The sequence below is a fragment of the Buchnera aphidicola (Mindarus japonicus) genome, assembly GCF_039393905.1.
GTDB classification, from domain to species: Bacteria; Pseudomonadota; Gammaproteobacteria; order Enterobacterales; family Enterobacteriaceae; genus Buchnera_A; species Buchnera_A aphidicola_B.
Genome location: NZ_CP135030.1, coordinates 482,477 through 502,217 on the forward strand (window position 1 = coordinate 482,477; position 19,741 = coordinate 502,217).

Genomic DNA, 19,741 nt, shown 5'->3' on the forward strand with positions numbered 1-19,741 from the left:
AAAAATATTTATTAACATTATTTAATAATAATTATTGACTATTTCTAATAGCTGATAAAAGAACATTTTTATCTACATTAGTAAAAATTTTAACTTGTCCAATTTTAACTGGTAAAATAAAACGTATTAATCCTGAAAGTACTTTCTTATCTTTTATAATATAAGGAAGATAAGCATGAGCAGTCATATTTTTTGGTGCTTTTGTTGGTAAACCAGCTTTTTTTAACAAATTAATAATTCGATTAACTTCTATTTTATTTATTTTTTCTAATAATTGAGCTACTCTTGCCGCAATGACAATACCAACTGAAACAGCTTCTCCATGCAACCAACTTCCATAACCTAAATGCGCTTCAATAGCATGTCCAAAAGTATGTCCTAAATTTAAAAGAGCACGAACATTATTTTCTCTTTCATCAATGGAAATAACATATGATTTTAATTGACAACATTTGGAGATACAATAAGAAATTTCTGGTTCATGTAAGGATAAAACTAAATGAATATTTTTTTCTAACCAAATAAAAAATTTTTCATCGAAAGCAATTGCATATTTAATAACTTCGGCTATTCCTGAAATCATTTCACTAGTTGGTAATGTTGATAAACAATCAATATCAACAATAACAGAAGAAGGCTGCCAAAAAGCACCTATCATATTTTTTCCTAAAATATGATTAACTCCTGTTTTTCCTCCAACAGAGGAATCTACCTGAGATAGTAAAGTTGTAGGAATCTGGATAAATTTAACGCCTCTTTGATAAATAGCTGCTGCAAAACCAGTAAGATCTCCAATCACTCCACCACCTAAAGCAATCAATGTTGTATCTCTATTATGAGATTTTTCTAATAATGCTGAAATAATTAATTCCATTTCATTTAATGTTTTATACTGTTCGCCGTCAGATAAAATTACTTGGTCTAATTTAATGCCTGCCTGTCTTAATTGATAAAATACTTTATCTTTCCAAATGTTTGCTAACGTTTTATTGGTTACTAACATAGCATGATCACCTGGATTTAAAGGCCAAAAAATATTATCTAATTCTAACACTTTAGAACCAATAGTAATTGGGTAACTTCTACTGCCAAGATTAACCTGTAATTTCTCCATTATTTGATAAACCTCATTATAAATTTTACTGAATTTATTTAATTTTAATTTTATTTTTTGTCTAGTAAATCTATAATTTGATGCGAAACAACTTTTGCACTCTGTTCGTCTGTACAAACAGTAATATCTGCAATTTCTTCATACAATGGATTTCTATAATTAGCCAATTCTTGTAAAATTACTTTATTAGAAATTGCATTTTTTTTTAATAATGGTCTTTTTTTGTCTCTATTAGTTCGCATTAATTGCTTTTCAATTGTAGTTTTTAAATATATTACTATACCCCTTGATGAAAGTTGATTTCTAGTCTCTTTTACAATTATAGAACCTCCTCCCGTAGCTAATACTATCCCTTGTTTCATAGTTAATTCATTAATTATTTTTTTTTCTCTATTTCGAAATCCTGTTTCTCCTTCTACATCAAAAACCCAATTAATATCTGCTCCTGTTCTTTTTTCAATTTCTTGATCAGAATCATAAAAATCCATATGAAGTTGTTGAGCTAATTGTCTGCCAATAGTGCTCTTTCCTGCTCCCATTGGACCAATTAAGAAAATATTTCGTTTTTCTGCCATTTTTTTATTTTACTAAAATATTTGTTAATATAACCCAGCATAAATACTTTAATTGCTGGAAGCAATATAAATAGAATTTAAATCTATTAAATAAATAACTCTAAATTAATAATAAAAAATTTATCAGTATAAAAAACATTTTTTTTATTTATAAAAAATTTATCTAAATATTGATTAACTTTTGTTATTGTTTATAATACTTAAATAATAAGGTATTAAAAAAAATATTTTGATTACTTTAAACGTCTTACAAAAAATATACAAGAATGTTTTATAAAAAATTCTAAAATAATTAAATCTAGATATTTTTTTACAGAATAATGCACTTATTTTTAAATATTTATTTAATAAAAAGATATTATTTTTTTTAAAATGGTGAAGTGTCCGAGAGGCTTAAGGAGCACGCCTGGAAAGTGTGTATACGGAAACGTATCAAGGGTTCGAATCCCTTCTTCACCAAAATAAATTTAATTTAAATTTATTTACTTTTTTTAAAAATAATATTGATTACAAAAACTAATTAACAATTCCTTTTATAAATACAGATTCTAAAGCAATATGAATCATTTTATTAAAACTTGCTTCTCTTTCTTCAATTGTTAATCTTTCGCCTGTAATAATATTATCTGAAACTGTACAAATAGATACTGATTTAGCATTTAACTCAGCCGATATACTATATAATCCAGCTGTTTCCATATCAATTCCAGAAATACTATATTTTTTTAGCAAAGAAATATATTTCTTTTTTTGAGGAAAATAAAACGAATCAGTACTAAAAAAATTTCCAACTTTAATAAGGGTTTTGTTGTTTTTAGCAGATACTACTAATTTGTAAACCATATTAAAATCGGGTATAGCAGAAAAATCATGTCCTAAAAATCTTATTCTATTAATTTTCGAATCCGTGCACGCACCTGTAGAAATAATTAAATCATTTAGTTGTATATCTTCTCTAACTGATCCACAACTTCCTAGACGAATTATTTTTTTTACTTTATAAAATTTAATTAATTCACTTACATATAAACAGCAAGAAGGCATTCCTATTCCATGCGACATGAGAGATATGATTCTGCCTTTATATTTTCCAGTATAGCCTACCATAGAACGAACTGTATTAATTTGAAAAACATTTACTAAATAATTTTTAGCTATATATTGTACTCTTAATGGATCTCCAGAAATAAGCACTAAATCAGAAAAATCATTTTTTTTAGAATTAATATGAGGAGTAATCATAAATAAATAGTCTCTACAAGTGATTTGCTATCTTTTAATTTTTTAAATTAGGTTGTTTTATAACATACTTTTTCCATACATCATTTTAGAAAGTGAAAAAAAATGAGCTATTGTTTGAGAAATATCTGAAAATGTTTTTCTATGTCCTAAAAAAATAGATTTTTTATTTTTTCTATATAAAAGAATAGGCACATTTTCTCTAGTATGATCATTTCCTTTCCAAGTAGGATCACAACCATGATCTGCTGTAATAATTAAAAGGTCTTTATTAGTAATTATTTTTAATATTCTCGGTAAATTTTGGTCAAATAATTCTAAACCTTTTGCATAACCAGAAACATCTCTTCTATGCCCCCAAAGAGAATCAAAATCTATAAAATTTACAAAAACTATTGTATTATCTTTTGCATTTTTTATTTCTTTAATGGTTGCATTAAATAGATTAATTAATCCGTATGCTTTTATTGAAGAAGTTATTCCTACATTTGAAAATATATCATTTATTTTTCCAATTGAAACAACTTTTCCTAACTTTTCCTTTATTAATTTAAGCATTACAGTATCACCAATTGGTTTTACCGAAAAATCTTTTCTGTTATTTGTTCTAAAAAAATATCCTTTTTTTTCTCCAATAAATGGTCTAGCTATAACTCTTGCAACTTTATATTTATTATCATTCAAAATTTTTTGTATTATTAAACATAAATTGTATAATTTTTCTAATCCAAAAAAAATTTCGTGACATGCTACTTGTAATACAGAATCTGCAGATGTATATATTATTGGTTGTTTAGTATTAATATGTTCTTCTCCATAAATATTTAAAATATCTACTCCAGAAGCATGACAATTACCAATTAATCCAGAAATATTTGCGTCTACAACAATTCTTTTTATTAAATTTATTGGAATACTATTAGTTTTTTTTTTAAAATAATCCCAATTGAATAAAACAGGTAGACCTGAAATTTCCCAATGTCCAGAAATAGTATCTTTTCCTGAAGAAATTTGACTTGCATAAGCATAACTTCCTACAATATCCGTTATTTTATTTAATCCTAAAGGAAATCTACCCATAGAATGATAAGCTGCTTCAGCTATTCCTAACTTAGTTAAATTAGGTATTTTTAAAGTTCCAACCCTTTCTTTGTTAGCTTTATTTAAAAAACATTGTTCTGCAATATGACCTAAAGTATTAGCACCTTTATCTCCAAAATTTTTCGCATCTAAACTTGACCCTATTCCTAAAGAATCTAATACCAGAATAAATACTCGTTTCATACTTTCTTCCAATTTTTTTAAAAAATATTTTTTTCATTGTATTTTTAATATACACTTTCTTTATTACTATATATATTATTCTGTATGCTTATACTACTTAAATTAATAATTAAATATATTTAACTACACTAAATGATTTTAACATATTTAAAATTTTTATAGATACAAAAAAATTATTAAATAATTAAGTTAATTAAAATGTATTAATTCAAAAATAAGTTTTTTATTAATAAAAATTATTCTTAAAATAAGAAAGTTTAGTAAAAAAATATTTTTTTATTAATAAAATTAATTAATTCATGTTCATTAACCAATTTTAAATTATTCTAAAAAGAGTAAAAAAATGAAAAGAAAAAATATATATATTGCTTATACGGGTGGGACAATTGGAATGAAAAAATCTAATTTCGGTTATATACCTGTATCTGGATATCTTCAAAAAAAAATAATGAAAATTCCAGATTTTCAAAAAAAAGAAATTCCTTTTTTTAGAATAAATGAATACAAACCATTAATTGACTCTTCTAATATGACTCCTAACGAATGGAATATTATTGCTAATGATATTTACAAAAATTATAAAAAATACGATGGTTTTATTATTTTACATGGAACTGATACAATGGCATATACTGCTTCAGCTCTTTCATTTATGCTTCAAAATTTAGAAAAACCTATTATTATTACTGGTTCTCAAATTCCTCTTTCAGAAATTCGATCAGATGGTAGACAAAATTTGTTAAATGCTTTATTAATTGCTGCAAACTATCCAATTAATGAAGTTACATTATTTTTTAATCATAAATTGTTTAGAGGTAATCGTTCTACAAAATCTAATGCTAATGGATTTAATGCTTTTACTTCTCCTAATTTTCCTTGCTTATTAAAAGTAGGAATTAATATTTCTTGTAATTATAAAGTTTCAAAAAAAAAATTTAATCAAAAACTTAAGTTGAATTCTATTACTCCTCAACCAATTGGAATTATTACTATTTATCCTGGTATTTCAGAAAAAATAATTCATAATTTTATTTTTCAACCATTAAAGGCATTAATATTATGCTCTTATGGTATTGGAAATGCTCCTCAAAATAAAAATTTTTTAAATGAATTACATTCTGCCTCCAAACGAAACATTATTTTAGTTAATCTAACACAATGTATATCTGGAACAGTAAATATGTCTGGTTATGCAACTGGAAATGCTCTTTCTAATGTAGGCGTAATTAGTGGTTATGACTTAACAATAGAAGCAGCATTAACTAAGTTACATTTTTTATTTAGTTGTTATAAATCTACAAAAGCAATTAAAAAAATTATGAAATCTAATCTTTGTGGAGAATTAACTCTTGAAAAAAAATAATATTTTTTATTTTTAAAAAAAATTAATAAAATGAATGTTTTCCTTTTTTATGTTCTGTTACATCTATAACTTTTTTAAGTTCAGGAAAATGTTTTAATAATTCTTTTTCAACTCCTGATTTTAATGTTATATGTGCCATTGAACATCCATTACAACCTCCTTTAAACTCTAATACAGCATGTTTTTCTTCTGTAATATCTACTAAAGAAATTGAACCTCCATGCAAATTAAGTTTTGGATTAATTTTTTCATTTAAAAAAACAATTATTTTATCTTTTAATGATGCCGAACGATTGAATAATGATTTTCTAACATACGGAGCATTTAAAACTAATCGAGAATTTTCATTTTCTTTTACAATATCTATTGTTGCATCTTTAAAATATAAAAATATAGAACTATTAATATAAATATTAAAATTTGAATATTTGATCTTTTTATCTAAAGAAGATATATCGTTTTCGAAGCAATAGGTTAAACCACATTCCGCGGATTTAGTTCCTGGATTTTTTAAAAATATTCGAATATTTGTATTTTTTTTTTCTTTTGATAAAAGATTAACAAAATAATCTTGAGCCGATTTTGAAATGTTGATCATTTTTTATATAAAAATTAAACTAGTTAAAATTATTAATTATTATTACTTATATATTTCTACTAAACAAGTACATCTTTTATTTTATATCATTAATCAATTAAATTATTTAATAACAATGAAATTATGAAAAAATTTTACTTATATAGTATTGGAACTGGATTACAAAATTTAGTTTTAGTTCACGGATATGGATTTGACTCAAAAATTTGGTTTTATCTTATTAAAAAACTAAAAAAATATTTTAAAATTTATGTTTTAGATTTACCTGGGTTTGGGAAAAATTATTTTTTTCCTGTATTAAAATTTGATCAATTAATTGAGTTAATTTCTATTTATATGCCTCCTAAGGCAATTTGGATAGGTTGGTCTTTGGGGGGAATTATAGTTAATAAACTAGCTTTAATTTATCCTGAAAGAATTTTGTCAGTTATTAATGTTTCTTCTACTCCTTATTTTTTAGAAGAAAAAAACTGGCCTGGGATAAAATTTAGTCAACTGTTAAAATTATCTTCTCTATTAAAAGAAAATTATAAGTTTTGTGTGAAAGATTTTTTTCAACAACAAATTTATATTAATAAAAAAAATATAAATTTAATTTATTTAAAAAAACTTGAAAAAATTATGTTATCTTCACTAATTCCTTCTAAATTAGCTCTAAAAGAAGGATTAAATGTTCTATGTTCTATAGATTTAAGAAAAAAAATGATAGAGTTCAAAGTTCCTTTACTTAGAATATATGGTTCATTAGATACTATGGTACCTAAAAAAATTTCGAATATAGTAGATTCACTCTGTTCTCAATCAAAGTCTATTATTATTGAAAAAGCTGCTCATGCTCCCTTTTTAACTCATTTACAATATTTTTGTAAAATAATTATGCTATTTCAAAAATCGTTAAATTAAAAAAGTTATTGTAATCCTACTTATTTTAAAAAAAGCGTAAAAAAATATTTTTTAGATAGTTTATATAAATAAAACATTTATTTAAACTATCTAAATACAAACTTTCTAAAACGGAATATCTTCATCATCGAAGTCAATATCAGATATAGTATTTACTGTGGATAATTTACTTTTATTATTTAAATTATTTTTAGTAGATTTCTTACTAAAAGATAATGATTTTGAATCCGAAGAAATGTGATTTTCATCTTTTATATTATTTGAATGCGAATGTCTATTACCTAACATTTGCATTGTTCCACCTATGTTAACAACAACCTCAGTTGTATATCGTTCTATACTATTTTTATCTTGCCATTTTCTTGTTTGTAATGAACCTTCTATATATATTTGAGAACCTTTACGTAAATATTCTCCAGCAATTTCTGCTAATTTTCCAAATAAAACAACTCTATGCCATTCTGTTTTTTCTTTATTTTCTCCGGTATTTTTATCTTTCCAAACATCCGATGTAGCTAAAGTTATATTAGATACTGCTGTTCCATTTGGCATGTATCTTACTTCTGGATCTTGACCTAAATTTCCTATTAATATTACTTTATTAATACCTCTACTTGCCATTATTTATAATCCTCAAATGTATAATTTAATTATATTAATTTAATTGCTTATAATAATATACACTATTATTGCTACTAAAATTAGTAAGTTAGTTTTTTTTAAATCTTTAACTTTTTAAAACTTATTTACTAATATTTTATACATATATATAAATAAAAATTCATTATTTTTCTATAAAAATATATATATCATATATAATATATTTTAAAGAAAATTACTTGGTTGTTTTTCTAACGTTAATAAGTGTAAAAATAAAAATGAAAATTTTAACAAAAAATTGTTATCATAAATTTTCTGTAGCTCCAATGCTTAATTATACTAACAAACATTGCCGTTATTTTTTTAGAAAACTAACAAAAAGAGCACTTTTATATACAGAAATGATAGTTGCTAATGATTCTTTTAAAAAAATAGAAAAAAAAATGCTTTATAATTCTCAAATTGAAAATCCCACTTCTATTCAACTAGCTGGGAGGATTCCAAAAAAAATAGCAAAATGCGCTAAATTAGCTTATTTAAAAGGATTTAATGAAATTAACTTAAACGTTGGCTGTCCTTCAACTAAAGTTAATCAGGCCTGTTTTGGCGTTTCATTAATGAACGAAACGAATACAGTAAACCATATTATCCATTCCATTGCTGAATATGTTCCCATTCCTATTACAATTAAAACAAGAATTGGAATAGATAACCAAGATGACTACAATTTTCTTAGTAATTTTATATATGAAATTTCTAAAAATAATATTTGTAATACTTTCATAATTCATGCTAGAAAAGCAATATTGTTTAATATAAGTACAAAAAAAAATCTTCGAATTCCTAAGATAAATTACGAATTCGTATATAAATTAAAACATGATTTTCCAGATTTAAAATTTGTTATTAATGGAAATATTAAATCAATTAATTCAGCTAAACAACATTTAAACAAAACAGATGGTGTAATGTTAGGTAGAGCAATATATAATAATCCATCTATTTTACAAAATGTAGACAATTTAATTTTTAATGAAAATTACAAACCTATTAAAATGTTAAATATAATAGAAGAAATGTATCCTTATATTAAAAAAGAACTTTCTCTTGGAACACCATTACATCATATAACTAGACATTTTTTGAATGCATTTTATGGAAAAAAGGGATCTTCTTTATGGAAAAAATATTTAAATAAAAACGCTATTAAGCATAATTCCGATTTAAAAGTTTTAGATAACGCTTTAAAATTTATAACTTAATAAAAAAAAATATCTAAATTTATTTATTTGATCAATGTTTATAAACAAAAAAAAATTAATTAAGAAAATTATTTGATATAAGTATTTTTTTAAAAATATAATTAGGTTTTTAATAAAAAATCTTTTAAATAAATTTGTTTTCTAACAACTTTTAAATCATTAATATTTTCTGCTCATAAAATAAAATTTTTTATAAATGAAATTTTTATAAAAATAAAAAAATCAATTTTTTAAATAAAAAAATGTATTTTTTTTAAAAAAAAACTATTAACTACAAAATTAAATTTTGGTATTGTACTAAATATGATTAAAAATAAATTTTATCAAAAATTACAAACGAAAGAAGAATTTTTAAAAATTCCACCTCATTCTCTAGAAGCTGAACAATCAGTTTTAGGAGGCTTAATGTTAGATAACGAATTGTGGGATATTATTTCTGATAAAATCGTTGTTAATGATTTTTTTAGTCAAGCACATAGAATAATTTTTTTAGAAATGCAACACTTGTTTAATCATGGTCATCCTATTGATCTAATTACTTTATCTGAATCCTTAGAACAAAAAGGAATATTAGATAATGCTGGAAGATTTTCCTATCTTGCTGAATTATCTAAAAATACTCCTAGTACAGCTAATATTTCTGCCTATGCAGATATAATTAAAGAAAGAGCAGTTATTAGAGATATAATATTAGTTGCTAATAAAATTGCAAATGCTGGATATAACCCTAAAGGAAAAAAAAGTGAAGAACTATTGGATTATGCTGAATCTAGCGTATTTAAAATTTCAGAAAATAGAAACAAAAATTATTCAGGTCCTAAAAATATTGAAGAAATTTTAGACATTACAGTTACAAAAATAGAAAAACTATTTAATACTCCGCAAGATGGTATAACTGGATTAAATACAGGATATTCAGATCTTAATAAAAAAACTTCTGGTCTACAAAACTCTGAATTTATTATTATAGCGGCTAGACCATCTATGGGAAAAACTACTTTTGCTATGAATATTTGTGAAAATGCAGCAATGATATATGAAAAACCTGTTTTAATATTTAGTCTAGAAATGCCGGGAGAACAAATTATGATACGAATGCTATCTTCTTTATCTAGAGTAAATCAAACAAATATTAGGACTGGGCAGTTAAGTGATGAAGATTGGTCAAGAATTTATGGAACTATTAATATATTATTAAAAAAAAAGAATATTTATATTGATGACTCCTCTGCTTTAACTCCTACAGATATTAGATCTAGAGCAAGAAGAGTTTATAGAGAAAACAATGGATTAAGCTTAATCATGATAGATTATCTCCAACTTATGCGTGTACCATCTTTGTCAGAAAATAGAACTTTAGAAATTGCAGAAGTATCAAGAAGTTTAAAAGCTTTAGCAAAAGAATTAAAAATTCCTATTATTGCTTTATCTCAATTAAATCGTTCTTTAGAACAAAGAGCTGATAAACGTCCTTTAAATTCGGACTTAAGAGAATCCGGCTCTCTAGAACAAGATGCTGATTTAATTATGTTTATTTATAGAGATGAAATTTATCATCAGAATAGCGATTTAAAAGGAATTGCTGAAATTATTATTGGAAAACAAAGAAATGGTCCAATTGGAACTGTTAAATTAACATTTAACGGAAATTGGTCTAGATTTGATAATTATGCTAATCAGCATTATAAATGATTATTTGCTAATGCTTTTTTTAAAAAAAAAATTTAAAAACATAAAATTTATACTTTATGGAAATAATTATTTTTAATTTATTTCCATAAAATATACATTTTTACTTTATTAAATTAAAATCATAAAAATATTAGGGTAAAATTATGAAAATTCATCTTGGAATAATTATGGATCCAATTTCTTTAATTAATATTAAAAAAGACTCTACTTTTGCAATGTTATTAACAGCTCAAGAAAGAAATTATATTATTTACTATATGGAATCAAAAGATATTTTTCTAAAAAAAAATAAAATTTATGGAAAAACAAAATATTTAACAGTTATTAATAATCAAAAAAAATGGTTCTCTTTTTCTAATAAAAAAATAACTTTGTTATCAACACTAAACGTTATTTTAGTAAGAAAAGATCCTCCTGTAAACATAGAATTTATTTATTTAACCTATTTACTAGATAAATTAAAAAAAGAAAATGTACTTATTATCAATAATCCTACTAGCCTCCGAAATTATAATGAAAAATTATTAGCCACTAATTTTCCTGAAATCATACCAAAAACTTTAATGAGTAAAAAAATTTCTGAAATAAAAAAATTTTTACACAAATATAAAGATATAATCATTAAACCATTAGATGCAATGGGAGGAAAGTCTATTTTTAGAATAAAATATAACGATGAAAATAAACAAGTTATTTTAGAAACTATGACTAATAATGGAAAAAAATTTTGTTTATCTCAAGAATATGTTTCAGATATCAAACATGGAGATAAAAGGATACTGATAATAGATAATTATATTGTTCCATTTTGCCTTACACGAATACCTCAAGAAGGGGAAAATAGAGCAAATCTAGCAGTTGGAGGTATCGGAATAGTAAACAAATTAAGCTCTCAAGATTATATGATTGCTAATCAAGTATTACCTTTTTTAAAGAAAAAAGAAATAATATTTGTTGGATTAGATGTTATTGGTAATAAACTAATTGAAGTAAACATTACTAGCCCAACTGGAATCTGTCAGATTGAACATTTTTCTAATATTTCTATTACTAAAAAATTATTCTTTTTTATTGAAAATAAAATAGTAGATCAAAATTAACCAATTATTTTTATAAATATAAATTTTTAATTTTTCTACTTTCATTTATATCAAATATCAAATTTAAAAAATTATATGTTAATATTAATTTTTAAAATAAGGATAATTATTCGATTGATAGTACTATCTTTTGATTTTGGCACTAAAATTATAGGAGTTGCTGTTGGAGAAACATCGTTTTCTACAATAAAAGTTTTAAAACACTTAAAATGTATTAAAAATCGTCCAAATTGGATTTCTATTAATGAATTAATTAATTATTGGAAACCTAATATAATTGTTGTTGGTCTGCCTGTATATAAAAATAAAAAAAAACAAAATATAAATAAAAAAATAAAAAAATTTGCTGAAAATCTGAAGGAAAAATTTCAATTAAAAATAAAATTACATAATGAATATCTTACTACTGTAGAGGCTAAAAATTATTTATTTAATAATGGAGGATTTAAAGCCCTAAAAAAAGGGAAGATTGATTCTTTATCAGCTGCTTTAATTTTAGAAAGTTGGTATTTTTCCTTGAAAAGTATTAAAAAAAAATAGTTTTTTATTTAATTTACTTTTTTATTATGTTTTTATATAAAAAAATAATTTAAAACTGTTGAATTAAAACATTTTTTTATAACTTAACTGAATTCAGTTAAGTTAATATTTTAAAAAAAATTCCTAATAAAAAATTTGTATAAATATAAATTTAAATATTATCAAAATGAAAAAACTACCTTTTATTAGTTTATATATTCATATTCCATGGTGTATTAAAAAATGTCCTTATTGTGATTTTCATTCATTTAAAAGAAAAAAAACAATACTTCCGGAAAAAAAATATATACATCATCTTTTGAAAGATTTAAAAAAAAATGCAGCATTAATAAATCATAGAAAAATAAATACTATTTTTATAGGAGGAGGTACTCCCAGTTTATTTAGTGGTAAAAGCATTAATTTTTTAATAAAAGAAATCAAAAAAATCGTTAATGTTATAAAAAATGCTGAAATTACTATAGAAGCAAATCCAACTACTTTTGAAAGTGAAAAATTTTTAGAATATAAAAATTCCGGTATAAACAGATTATCTATTGGAATACAATCTTTTAAAAAAAATAGTTTAACTTATTTAAATCGTAATTACTCTATAAAAAATATTGAAAATTCTATAGAAATTGCTAAATTAGCTAATTTTGATCACATAAATTTTGATTTAATGCATAGCTTACCAAATCAAACTTTAACTATGGCTTTATTTGACCTAAAAAAAGCAATTTCATTGAATCCATCACATATTTCTTGGTATCAATTAATGATAGAACCAAATACAAATTTTTTCCATATTAAACATAATTTTCCTAGTGAAAACACAATAAATAAAATTTTTGAAAAAGGTGAGGAAATTCTTATATCTTCAGGATATAAAAAATATGAAATATCTTCGTACTTTAAAAAAAGTCCTTGTCTACATAATTTAAATTATTGGGAATTTGGAGATTATTTAGGAATAGGTTGTGGCGCACATAGTAAAATTACTCAACCTGATGGAAAAATTATTAGAATTTATAAACAAAAAAAAATACTAGATTTTATGAACGGTTTGTATATTTATAAAATAAAAAAACTTTCTAAAAAAGATATTATTCTTGAATATTTTATGAATATACTACGTCTAGTAAAACCTATTAATCAAAAAGAATTTTACAAAAAAACAGGATTAAGTAAAAAAAATATTTCTTTGTTCATCAAAAAAGCAATAAAGAAAAAATATTTGTTAAATAATCCAAATTATTGGATAACCACAAAAAAAGGAAAAGATTTTCTAAATGATTTATTAGAAGAATTTTGTTAATTAAACAATACTTGTTTAATAATAATTAAACATTATAAAAAATAATTATTTAAAACATTTGAACATCAATTCAAAAATATTATTTCCTAAAGCAATGCCTTTTCTTTCGAATTTTGTTATAGGTCTATTTTTTAATCTTTTGATATATTTTTTATTTTTTGATAGATTTATATATCCAGAAAAATTATTAAATATATCTAAAATTCCTTCAGCATATGTTTTAATATCAGTTGTTATATGAACAATTCCGTTGTTGATTAATTTTTCATAAATAATGTTGCAAAAATTTTTATTAACTATTCTTCTTTTTTTATGTCTTTGTTTTTCCCAAGGATCGGGAAAAAAAATTTGAATTTTTGATAACGTATTTTTTCTTATCATATTAATTAAAACTTCAATTGCGTCATAGAAAATAATTTTTATATTTTTTATATTTTTTTTATTAATATAATTTAAACATTTTCCTATTCCTGATTCATATACTTCTATTCCTAAAAAATTTTTTTCTGGATTTTGTATTGCCATTTCAACTAAAGATGTGCCAGTTCCAAACCCAATTTCTAACACAATAGGATTATCATTAAAAAATATTTGTTTCATATCTAAAAATTCTTTTTTAAATGTTATACCTAGTTTAGGCCATAAACTATTTATTGCTTTTATTTGAGATTTAGTAGTTCTTCCTCTTCTTATTACAAAACTTTGAATTTTTCGTAAAAAAATTTTTTTTTCACTATATTCTGTTATAGATAGATTATTTTTCATATTTCACCAAAATTTTTTTATTTGTGTAAAAAAATATTTAATTTTAAATTCAATTAAATTATCATAAAGATATATTAATCTGAATAAGGAAAAAAAGTTGATATTTTCTCAATTAATACTAAATTGGTATCATTTAAACGGAAGAAAAAATTTACCTTGGCAAAAAAAAAGCACTCCATATAGAATATGGATTTCAGAAATTATGTTACAACAAACTAAAGTAAAAACTGTAATTCCTTATTTTAAAAAATTTATAAAAGCATTTCCGACTGTTAATAAACTAGCTACAGCTAACTTGAATCAAATATTATATTTCTGGAGTGGATTAGGATACTATACACGAGCAAAAAATTTATATAGATCTGCTAAATTAATAAAAAAACAACACAATGGAATTTTTCCAGATAACTTTCCAAGTATAATAAAATTACCAGGAATAGGAAGAACTACTGCTGGCGCTATTTTATCTCTATCTTTTGGATTTAATTTTTCTATATTAGATGGAAATGTTAAACGAATTCTTCTTAGATACTTCTATTTTAATTCAATGATTTCAAATAGAAAAATAGAAATAAAATTATGGTTTTTAATACAAAAAATCACCCCCTTATATCATACTCGTCAATTTAACCAAGGTTTAATGGATATTGGATCCATTATATGTAAACCTAAAAAACCAAAATGTTATATTTGTCCTCTATCATTAGAATGCTATTCATATAAAAATAATAGTTTTTTTGAAAAAAAAATCAAAAAAAAATTAATTGTTAACCCAAAAAAATATTTTTTTTTAATTATTAAATTCAATATATTTACAATTTTAAAAAAAATAAATTCTAAAAAAATTTGGGGAGATTTATTTTCTTTTCCAATTTTTAAAACAGAAATAGAAATAGAAAAATGGATAGAAAAAAATAATATAAAAATAATAAAAAAAGAAAAAAAAAGTAATTTTGTCCATACTTTTACACATTTTAAAATTAAAATTTTTCCAATATTTTTTTTTATTTCAAAAAAATTTGATTTATTGGATACACAAAATTATATTTGGTATAATACAGAACAACCAATACATGTAGGAACTCCTAAACCTGTTGAAAAAATATTAAAAAAATATTTTTTAAATTAACTTAAAAATAAAAAAAAGAAATTATATGTCAAAAAAAATATTCTGTTATTACTATAAACAAAACAAAAAAAAACAAAACTCTCAAATATATCCAGGAAAATTAGGAAAAAAAATTTTCAATGAAATTTCCCAATGTGCATGGGAAAAATGGATTAATCAACAAACTAAAATAATTAATGAAAAAAAACTAAATATGTTCGACATAAATCATCGAAAAAAAATCGAAACTTATATGATCAATTTCTTATTTAAAAACAAAAAATAATTTATTATTTATTTTCTAATTTACATAGCTATTAAAAACTTAATTATACTATTCGTATGTTGTAAAAGACTATTTAATAAAAAAACTTTTTTTTGATTCTTTTTTTCTAATTTAATTAAATAATTTATTTTTTCTATATATAGCTTTATATTTTTTTCTTTAAAAAATTGATTGCAATATAATTTCCATTTATTTTTTTCATTGCTAGTTAACATATGCGGAAAATTTCTAGCTTTACATCGAAAGATGATCTCTTTAATTCTAAGGTCTTGAAAAAAATTATAATTAATATTAGGCATTTTAAAAAAATTTTTTCGATATTTTTTAATTAAAAATTTATCCTTGTTACTAAAAAAAGAATCATAAATTTTTAAATCAACATTTTTAGAAGGAAAAAATTGTATTTTTGAAAATAATTTTTCAATTTCTTCTTTTAAAAAATTATTTTTTTTTAATATAATTAAATTATTAATATATAATTTATAATCTATTTTTAATCTAATAATATCTGTAGACAATAAAACATTAATAGGAATTAAAATAGGACATTTATTTACATAAATAGAAACTATTCCTTGAGAAAAAAAATTTTGTAAATTATTTTCTTCTAAATTTTTCTGTTTAACAAAAGAAATTAATTTTTTAATATCACTCATTAAATTAATAGCAATAAAAGAATTTAAGTTATTTTTATTCCAAAAGATAGGAACTATTATACTAAAATTATTCTCTTTAGCTCCAAAAAAACTAGAAATATAAACAATGGGTATATTTTCTTTCATATTTACTATTTTTTTTAAATTTTCTTTAAATCTGTTTTTAAATAAAAAAGAAAACAATTTTCTTTTTTTATTTTTTATTAATTTAGTTAGTTCAAAAGTAGCCATAACGTCAGATAATGCTTGATGAGCATGTTCATGTTTAATTTGATTGCTTTTCGTTAAATCAGATAATTTAAAAACATTTAATCCTTCAGAATTTTTCGGCCAAATCACTCCTTCGGGACGCAATGCACAACACGTTCTCATAACGTTAATAACGTCCCATCTGGAATTTCCATTTTTCCAACTCCATTCATAAGGATCTAATAAATTTCTATAAAATATGTTTCTTGTAACTTCATCATCAAAAGCTATATTATTAAAACCCACTATACAAGTATTAGGTTTATTAAAAATATCAAAAATTTTTTTAGAAAAATAAAATTCATTCATTCCTTGAAAATATGTATCTTTTGGCGTAATACCAGTCACTAATAATGCATTTGGATCTGGAAGATAGTCCATGGGAGGATAACAATAAAAAGTTTCTGATTCATATATATAATTTAGATTAAAATCTGTTCGAATATAAGCAAATTGACATGGTTTATCTAATGCAGGATTTGTCCCAAATGTTTCGTAATCATAAAATAAAAAAGAACTTGGATAATTTTTTTTTTTATACATATTTTTTTGTTAAAAATTAAAAATGTATTTCTTTTAACTTTATTTATTAAATAATAATTAGTATATTTTTCTCCTCCGACTGGGCTCGAACCAGTGACATACGGATTAACAGTCCGCCGTTCTACCAACTGAACTACAGAGGAATTAATTTATTATCGCAGTATTTTTTTTTTTTGTCAAAAAAATTATACAAAAATATTTTTTAAATTCATTCAAAAAAACTTTGAACAATTATAAATACTGTACTATACTATTTCTTGTAAAAACGTTAAAAATTCAAAACAAAAATGGCCCTTTAGCTCAGTGGTAGAGCACGCGACTCATAATCGCTTGGTCGCTGGTTCAAACCCAGCAAGGGCCAATAATTCTTATACTGAAGATATAAAAATTATTCAATAAGAGCGATTATCAGTTTTTTAATAAAAAATTGATATTAACTACTAAATTAGCAAAAATAATAAAATTTAATATTTTTTAAGTAAAGTTAAATAAAAAATAAATACTTTTTATATGAATATTATTCCGATATTTTTAATAAAAATTTTTTATTAAAAATTAAATATATACATTATATTTTCTCTAATATTTTTTTATAAAATTTATTTTATAAAACTTTATTTTTTTCCAGTATGACCAAACCCTTTTTTTCCTCGTTTTGTACTACTATCAAATTTATTTACTATTTCAAATTCTACTCTAATTACCGGTAAAAATACTAATTGAGCTATTCTCATCCCAGGAATAATAGAAAAGGGTTTTTTACTTCTATTCCATAATGAAATCATTAATTCTCCCTGATAATCCGAATCTAATAAACCAATAGAATTTCCTAATACTAAACCGTTTTTATGTCCCAATCCAGATCGAGGAAGAATAATTGCTGTTGTTGTACTTTCCTTAATATATATTGCTATTCCTGTAGGAGATAAAACAGTTTTATTAGGTAATAAAACAACTTTTTCTTTAAAAGAAGATCTTAAATCTAATCCTGCTGAACCTTTTGTTTCATATTTTGGAATAGGAATTATATTTCCAATTCTAGAATCTAATATGACAATATTAATTTTTTTCATAAAAATTTTTTTTTAAATTTAACTCAAAATTATAAATTTTTAACTATATATATTAAAAAAAATACAATCCTTAAAAAAGATTATTTGTATATAATGAATTTATTTGAACTCTTACTAATTTAAATTAAATAAACTTTATTTATTTAGATGATTTAACTAGTTAATAAATATTTTTTTTAAAAATATATTCTTTTAAAAAAGTAAACTAGAAACTATAAATCCAGGATTATATAAAAAATTATTCTTTAATGAATATCGAAGTTCTTTTCCACTCCATTTCATAACTTTAGCACCAGAAAAAAGTGAAATAGCATGACCTGCTGCTGTATCCCAAATACCTGTCCTTCCAAATCGAGGATAAATTTGAGCTTTTCCTTCTGCAATTAAACAAAATTTTAAAGAAGAGCCTACTTTTTTTATTTTAAAATTTTTTATAGTTTTTAAATATTCTTTCAGCTCTTTATCAGGATGTGATCTACTTACTACAATTGTTTTTAATTGAATTTCATCCATATGTTTAGACTTAATAACTTTTTTACAACCATTTTTTTCTTTCCAGGAAATATTTTTATAACCACAATATAAAGTTTTATTAAAAGGCAAATAAATCATTCCTAATACTGGAACTTTATTTTCGATTAACGCTACATTAATAGTGAATTCTTTTTTTTTATTTAAAAATTCTTTAGTTCCATCTAATGGATCAATTAACCAATATTTTTCCCAATTTTCCTGGATATTATTATTCTTTAATAATGTTTCTTCAGATAAACAAGGTATTTCTGGTGTTATTTTTTTTAATTGTTGTAATAATAAATCATTAACTCGCATATCTACATTTGTAACTGGAGATTGATCATTTTTATACTCAGTTAGAATTTTTTCTTTCTGATTATAAAAATTCATTACAACATCTCCAGAATAAACTAATATTTTAGAAATTTTAGAAAGCATATTTTTTCCAAACAAAATTTTTCTGGTTTTAAAAAATTTATTTTTAAATAAATATAAAAATATTTATTTACTTTTTTTAGAATCTTTAAGTGAAAAAACGTTTACTTTTAAACTTATAGATATTTCTTTATGAGGCTTAAAAATTACTAAATGTTTTCCGATTGTTTTAATGGAATTATTAGGTAATTGAATTTCTTTTTTATTTACGTCAATTCCTAAAGAAATTAATTTATTTGAAATATCTCTAGCAGTAACAGAACCAAACACTTTTCCTTCTGAACTAACTTTACAAAAAATAGTTATTGTTTTAAGATTATGTACTTTTTGTCCTCTTAATTTAGCTAATTCCAACTTCTTAGCTATTTTATTTTTTAACTCCATTTTAGAAACCTGAAATTTTTTAATATTTTTTTTAGTAGCTAATATTACTTTTTCATTTGGAATTAAAAAATTTCTTGCATATCCTGGTTTAACTTTAACAATTTCCCCAATGTTTCCTAAATTATCTAATTTTGATAAAATAATAACTTTCATGAAAAA

General features: G+C 22.5%; 19 protein-coding genes, 3 tRNA genes and 2 pseudogenes. 11 read left to right on the forward strand and 13 right to left on the reverse strand.

Going from position 1 to position 19,741, the window contains the following annotated elements:
* Positions 1–31: 31 nt before the first annotated feature.
* Complete coding sequence (gene aroB, locus RJT65_RS02280) at positions 32–1,114, reverse strand: 3-dehydroquinate synthase (RefSeq protein ID WP_343152672.1); 1,083 nt, start codon at positions 1,112–1,114, stop codon at positions 32–34.
* Between the two features lie 50 nt (positions 1,115–1,164).
* Positions 1,165–1,689, reverse strand: coding sequence for a shikimate kinase AroK (aroK, locus tag RJT65_RS02285; protein WP_343152673.1), 525 nt, complete (start codon positions 1,687–1,689; stop codon positions 1,165–1,167).
* A 374-nt stretch (positions 1,690–2,063) separates the two neighbouring features.
* Here aroK and RJT65_RS02290 point away from each other — a divergent pair.
* Positions 2,064–2,148: transfer RNA gene (locus RJT65_RS02290), tRNA-Ser, on the forward strand.
* Positions 2,149–2,205: 57 nt separating this feature from the next.
* Here the strand turns inward: RJT65_RS02290 and deoD are convergent.
* Together deoD and RJT65_RS02300 are read right to left on the reverse strand one after the other, a co-directional pair.
* On the reverse strand, positions 2,206–2,931 hold the full coding sequence (deoD, locus tag RJT65_RS02295; protein WP_343152674.1) for a purine-nucleoside phosphorylase: 726 nt from the start codon (positions 2,929–2,931) through the stop codon (positions 2,206–2,208).
* Positions 2,932–2,988: 57 nt separating this feature from the next.
* Complete coding sequence (locus tag RJT65_RS02300) at positions 2,989–4,212, reverse strand: phosphopentomutase (RefSeq protein ID WP_343152676.1); 1,224 nt, start codon at positions 4,210–4,212, stop codon at positions 2,989–2,991.
* A gap of 343 nt (positions 4,213–4,555) precedes the next feature.
* On the opposite strand from RJT65_RS02300, the gene ansA reads away from it, so the two are divergent.
* Positions 4,556–5,575, forward strand: coding sequence for an asparaginase (ansA, locus tag RJT65_RS02305; RefSeq protein WP_343152677.1), 1,020 nt, complete (start codon positions 4,556–4,558; stop codon positions 5,573–5,575).
* A 22-nt stretch (positions 5,576–5,597) separates the two neighbouring features.
* Here the strand turns inward: ansA and RJT65_RS02620 are convergent.
* Positions 5,598–5,825, reverse strand: a pseudogene (locus RJT65_RS02620) (NifU family protein); the annotation flags it as partial.
* Positions 5,826–5,891: 66 nt separating this feature from the next.
* Positions 5,892–6,173 (reverse strand): annotated as a pseudogene (locus tag RJT65_RS02625) (iron-sulfur cluster biosynthesis family protein); the annotation flags it as partial.
* Positions 6,174–6,296: 123 nt separating this feature from the next.
* Here RJT65_RS02625 and bioH point away from each other — a divergent pair.
* The gene (gene bioH, locus RJT65_RS02315) at positions 6,297–7,076 is read left to right on the forward strand and encodes a pimeloyl-ACP methyl ester esterase BioH (RefSeq protein WP_343152680.1); all 780 of its coding nucleotides are present in this window, start codon (positions 6,297–6,299) and stop codon (positions 7,074–7,076) included.
* Between the two features lie 105 nt (positions 7,077–7,181).
* Here bioH and RJT65_RS02320 read toward each other — a convergent pair whose 3' ends face one another.
* Complete coding sequence (locus RJT65_RS02320; RefSeq protein ID WP_343152682.1) at positions 7,182–7,697, reverse strand: single-stranded DNA-binding protein; 516 nt, start codon at positions 7,695–7,697, stop codon at positions 7,182–7,184.
* 257 nt (positions 7,698–7,954) lie between these two features.
* Between RJT65_RS02320 and dusA the strand changes: the two genes are divergently transcribed.
* The 5 genes from dusA (at position 7,955) to hemW (ending at position 13,567) form a co-directional block, all read left to right on the forward strand.
* The gene (gene dusA, locus RJT65_RS02325; RefSeq protein ID WP_343152683.1) at positions 7,955–8,938 is read left to right on the forward strand and encodes a tRNA dihydrouridine(20/20a) synthase DusA; all 984 of its coding nucleotides are present in this window, start codon (positions 7,955–7,957) and stop codon (positions 8,936–8,938) included.
* Positions 8,939–9,241: 303 nt separating this feature from the next.
* Complete coding sequence (gene dnaB / locus RJT65_RS02330) at positions 9,242–10,630, forward strand: replicative DNA helicase (protein ID WP_343152684.1); 1,389 nt, start codon at positions 9,242–9,244, stop codon at positions 10,628–10,630.
* A gap of 143 nt (positions 10,631–10,773) precedes the next feature.
* Entirely contained in the window at positions 10,774–11,730 is a 957-nt protein-coding gene (gshB, locus tag RJT65_RS02335) for a glutathione synthase (RefSeq protein ID WP_343152686.1), read from the forward strand.
* A gap of 114 nt (positions 11,731–11,844) precedes the next feature.
* A complete protein-coding gene (gene ruvX / locus RJT65_RS02340) occupies positions 11,845–12,270 on the forward strand; it encodes a Holliday junction resolvase RuvX (RefSeq protein ID WP_343152687.1) in 426 nt (141 codons plus the stop codon).
* 166 nt (positions 12,271–12,436) lie between these two features.
* Positions 12,437–13,567 (forward strand): radical SAM family heme chaperone HemW, encoded by a 1,131-nt coding sequence (gene hemW / locus RJT65_RS02345; protein ID WP_343152688.1) that lies wholly within the window; start codon positions 12,437–12,439, stop codon positions 13,565–13,567.
* 45 nt (positions 13,568–13,612) lie between these two features.
* Here hemW and trmB read toward each other — a convergent pair whose 3' ends face one another.
* Positions 13,613–14,332 (reverse strand): tRNA (guanosine(46)-N7)-methyltransferase TrmB, encoded by a 720-nt coding sequence (gene trmB / locus RJT65_RS02350; protein ID WP_343152690.1) that lies wholly within the window; start codon positions 14,330–14,332, stop codon positions 13,613–13,615.
* Positions 14,333–14,429: 97 nt separating this feature from the next.
* Here trmB and mutY point away from each other — a divergent pair, with 97 nt between their 5' ends.
* Together mutY and RJT65_RS02360 are read left to right on the forward strand one after the other, a co-directional pair.
* Positions 14,430–15,461, forward strand: coding sequence for an A/G-specific adenine glycosylase (gene mutY, locus RJT65_RS02355; RefSeq protein ID WP_343152692.1), 1,032 nt, complete (start codon positions 14,430–14,432; stop codon positions 15,459–15,461).
* 25 nt (positions 15,462–15,486) lie between these two features.
* Positions 15,487–15,726 carry an oxidative damage protection protein gene (locus tag RJT65_RS02360; protein ID WP_343152693.1) on the forward strand — a complete coding sequence of 80 codons (240 nt, stop codon included), beginning with the start codon at positions 15,487–15,489 and terminating at the stop codon, positions 15,724–15,726.
* 20 nt (positions 15,727–15,746) lie between these two features.
* On the opposite strand, the gene sbcB is transcribed toward RJT65_RS02360, so the two are convergent.
* A complete protein-coding gene (sbcB, locus tag RJT65_RS02365) occupies positions 15,747–17,174 on the reverse strand; it encodes an exodeoxyribonuclease I (RefSeq protein WP_343152694.1) in 1,428 nt (475 codons plus the stop codon).
* Positions 17,175–17,244: 70 nt separating this feature from the next.
* A tRNA-Asn gene (locus tag RJT65_RS02370) sits at positions 17,245–17,317 on the reverse strand.
* 146 nt (positions 17,318–17,463) lie between these two features.
* Between RJT65_RS02370 and RJT65_RS02375 the strand changes: the two genes are divergently transcribed.
* Positions 17,464–17,535, forward strand: a tRNA-Ile gene (locus RJT65_RS02375).
* 253 nt (positions 17,536–17,788) lie between these two features.
* Here RJT65_RS02375 and dut read toward each other — a convergent pair.
* The 3 genes from dut to rplI all read right to left on the reverse strand — a co-directional run bounded on the left by dut (position 17,789) and on the right by rplI (position 19,735).
* Positions 17,789–18,247: a dUTP diphosphatase gene (gene dut, locus RJT65_RS02380; RefSeq protein ID WP_343152696.1), complete on the reverse strand. Its 459-nt coding sequence runs from the start codon at positions 18,245–18,247 to the stop codon at positions 17,789–17,791.
* 192 nt (positions 18,248–18,439) lie between these two features.
* Positions 18,440–19,201, reverse strand: coding sequence for a 3'(2'),5'-bisphosphate nucleotidase CysQ (gene cysQ, locus RJT65_RS02385; RefSeq protein ID WP_343152697.1), 762 nt, complete (start codon positions 19,199–19,201; stop codon positions 18,440–18,442).
* Between the two features lie 63 nt (positions 19,202–19,264).
* Positions 19,265–19,735 (reverse strand): 50S ribosomal protein L9, encoded by a 471-nt coding sequence (gene rplI, locus RJT65_RS02390; RefSeq protein WP_343152699.1) that lies wholly within the window; start codon positions 19,733–19,735, stop codon positions 19,265–19,267.
* Positions 19,736–19,741 lie beyond the last annotated feature (6 nt).